General features: G+C 63.6%; 4 protein-coding genes. 2 read left to right on the forward strand and 2 right to left on the reverse strand.

All coding sequences use genetic code 11. The annotated features are described in order from the left end of the window. Window positions 1-268: hypothetical protein (locus tag VNH11_25735; GenBank protein ID HVA49795.1), on the forward strand; the 268-nt coding region annotated here is incomplete at its 5' end. Between the two features lie 103 nt (window positions 269-371). Next, a complete protein-coding gene (locus VNH11_25740; protein HVA49796.1) occupies window positions 372-767 on the forward strand; it encodes a hypothetical protein in 396 nt (131 codons plus the stop codon). 191 nt (window positions 768-958) lie between these two features. Here VNH11_25740 and VNH11_25745 read toward each other — a convergent pair whose 3' ends face one another. After that, a complete protein-coding gene (locus VNH11_25745; protein ID HVA49797.1) occupies window positions 959-1813 on the reverse strand; it encodes a hypothetical protein in 855 nt (284 codons plus the stop codon). Then, window positions 1803-2864, reverse strand: a complete 1062-nt coding sequence (locus tag VNH11_25750) for a type IV toxin-antitoxin system AbiEi family antitoxin (GenBank protein ID HVA49798.1) — start codon at window positions 2862-2864, stop codon at window positions 1803-1805. The genes VNH11_25745 and VNH11_25750 overlap by 11 nt, the downstream gene beginning before the upstream one ends. Between the last annotated feature and the right edge of the window lie 243 nt (window positions 2865-3107).

Genomic DNA, 3107 nt, shown 5'->3' on the forward strand with positions numbered 1-3107 from the left:
TCCGGAACTGCGTGCCGAGGCCGCCCGCATCCGCGAGCGTGCCCGCGGCATGCGCGCCGAGCTGAAGCGGCACTCGAACGAGCCGAACTGGGACCTGGTAAAGGTGGAGGTGTCTCGGCCACTTTACGAGCTGCGCGACCGAGTGGCCGAAGAGCTATTGCGGCGCACCTCGAAAGACGCGCTCTTGCCGCTGGACCGCGACCCGGTTCCACCCAAGTATTCCGAAAAGACGCGCCGTTACTACGAGCGGCTGGGGACGGGTCGATGACGGTGGGCGACCAGCCGCTCGGGGCAGTGACACGGATCATGGCTACATTTTCGCGACGCTGATCTTCTTGTTGGTCTGGAGTTGACACCGCCAGATAGTCGCTTTGGCGGTCGAGGCTTTTCAACCGCGCGCCCAGCGCGGCCCGCGATGCCCGTGCTCGACCGACCGGCTACGCACCTGGGCCGCTCGATGGCGGCAGGCCGGCAACACCGATGAGTTCCTGCGCGACCGCTTCTTCACCGCGCTGGCTGCCTCACGCGGCTTGCCGGCGCGGCCGGTCGATGAGGAACGCGCGATTGCGGTTTTAGTGGCTGCCGGCGAGGAGCTAAAAAGCCCGCTGGGCTATAGCCCGATTACCGATGTGCCTTTGCTTGCGTCCGCGGGGCTGTTGGCCGACGAGCAGCTTGTGCTTGAAATTGGCCGCGCCACGCAGTTGCTCAAGGCCCTCCAAAGGCGCTCGATGAATCGGTGCCCGAGACCGCCAGCGGCGAACAGGTGACGCGCTACGGCAAGCGATATGGTTAGGTGCTGGTGACCAACTATTGGGAGTTCGTGCTTGTCGAACCGCGCGCAGGCGATCAGCGGTACGCTGGCTGAGCTCGACGTCTGAAAATCTTGTCGTGCAGGCGCATCGACCTCGACGACGGCCAAGCCGTCATCGCGGGGGCGTTTCTTGAGCTTTGCGCTCCGTCAGGCTACCGTTCGACAAAGTTCCAAAAGCGCTCGCACGGCGCCCGCCGCATCCGCTCGAATGTCGGCGTCGCGTCGATCGCCCAAAAACTCGGCGACTCGCATTGGTCCGACCGAGTCGACGCCCTCGAAATCTCTTGCGAGAATCGCAATCGCATCTTCCGTGGGTTGAGCGCCCAGCAGCGGCCGGAGTCGCTCGAACGCGTCGTCGATGCCCGTGCCGTAGTTCTGCAGCAAGTAAACCAGATCGTAGGCGTCCTTGTTTTCGCCCCGTCCTCCGAAGGCCAGTGCTTTCAAGACGGTGAAGGCTCCGGCCTCGCAAACCCACAACTCGCGGGCCGCTTGTTCGTGGTGCAATGTCTCGCCCGCCAGCGTCACCAGCCGCCTATCTTCAAACGCCAGCTCCAGGCCCGGCGTGATGACGGCGGCGAAGCCTTCCTCGAGATTTCGCAACGAACCGCCGCGGTCGCTCTCCGAAGTGGCGGGGATCAGGAAGTCGACCGTGACGCGACGCCCTTCCGATTCGATGCGCCAGCGTTGGTTTGTCGTCCGCCCAGCTTCGTTCGTGTCGGGTTGAAATCCGGCGGCCCGCAGACGTTCGCAAAGCTCGTGATATCGCTCGTCGTCCAGGATGCGGATTGCCAGGCCAAGATCGACGTCCATCGTACCGACGTGCAGCGATCTGCCCGCCGGCAAGCTCTCTTGCGGCACAAGCAGGCTGGGAACGAGTCCGCCCACGATAACGAGATCGTCGCGTAGGTCGCCCAACTTCCTGGCGATGTAGAGGCTGGCGGCATGCACCAGCCGCACGGCGGCGGGCGAATAGGCCACGGCAGCGGCCGGCTTACTCTCCATGCCGCCCCCAGTTCAAAAACTTCTTGCGCAACTCGGCGGCGGCGTCTTTGGCCCGCTCCGGTTGTCCCTTGAGGTCGAGGTAGGTTTGAACGGGACTCACACAGCGGATTGCCTCACGGACCTGGCTGGCCGCAAAGACGCCCTCATCCTGCGGAACGACCAACCAGAGATTCGCTCCGCTCGGTTGCTCTTCGAATCCGATTTCCTTGAGAACCGCCCGCGACGGCATGGCCGAAAGATAAACGGTCACCAGCCGAAACGCCGCGTAATGCTGATAGAGCCAGGCGGCCGCCAGACCGGTAGCGACAAAGTTTGCTTGGTGCCGGGCGAGCTGCCCTGCCAGCTTCGCCAGCAACGCTTCGCCCGACCGGGCGAACACGTGGCCTTTGAGGATGCGGTGGCGGCCAAAGTCGTAAGCGTCGCGCCAGGCGTCGAGCAACAAAGCGGGATCGCGCGGCCGCACCGCTCCCGTGTCGTTGGCGTCGAGGTACTCCTCCTGCTCGAGCCGCCGCACGATCTTGCTGACGTACCCGTCGTCCAGCCCCGTTTCGCGGGCAAGTCCGCTTTGCGTCTGAAACTGTTCGGGACGAAGCAGAAGCCGACGTGACACGCGCGAGCTTTTGGGGGCGAACACGTTGGGCGGCCGTCCGCGCGCGGCGTACTTGTTTGGGCGTCCGTGGACCCAGATTTTCAGCCCCGGCGCGACGATCTTGGCATTGCCCGAAAGATCGAGCCACGAGACGCCCGCCTCTTCACACAAACGCTCTCCGACCGGCCCCATGAACGGCACGACCATCAGCGGCACCGTGTTTTTGCGGCGAACTTCCTTGGCTTGCTCGCTGAGATGGCGGATGGCACCCGCGAGCGGCCCGGCGGAAGCGACATTTTTGTATTCGGCCACGAAGCACCGGCCCGGCGTCGAAACGACTAAGTCGCGTCGGCGCGATCCCGCTGCTTCCCGCACGCAAATGTCCTTCAACGGCTGGCCCAGCAGTTCGGCCAGCGTGTCGACGATTTCCGGCGCGGCGTCATTTTCGCGAGGCGGCGTCATCCTTACTAAAATAGCTCGCCTGAAACGATTGTCAACATGACCGTCCGAATCAGGCATCCGTTCGCCGGCCGCAAAACGCGCGTGGAATTGTAGGGTTACTCGATCAGCCAGCCGACCTTTTCGAGCTCTTTCTCGATTCTCGCCGCCGCGACGGGCGTTTCGAGAATGATCGGAACATCTTTGGGCAGAAGGCGGGACACTCGGCGAAAGGCGAGCATGCTTTCGTAGTTCAAAGGTTCATGG

This window comes from Pirellulales bacterium, assembly GCA_035533075.1.
Classification (GTDB): domain Bacteria; phylum Planctomycetota; class Planctomycetia; order Pirellulales; family JAICIG01; genus DASSFG01.

Coding starts and splice junctions, on each gene's coding strand:
- VNH11_25750 (HVA49798.1), bottom strand. CDS start 2,864: ATGACGCCGCCTCGCGAAAATGACGCCGCGCCGGAAATCGTCGACACG.
- VNH11_25745 (HVA49797.1), bottom strand. CDS start 1,813: ATGGAGAGTAAGCCGGCCGCTGCCGTGGCCTATTCGCCCGCCGCCGTG.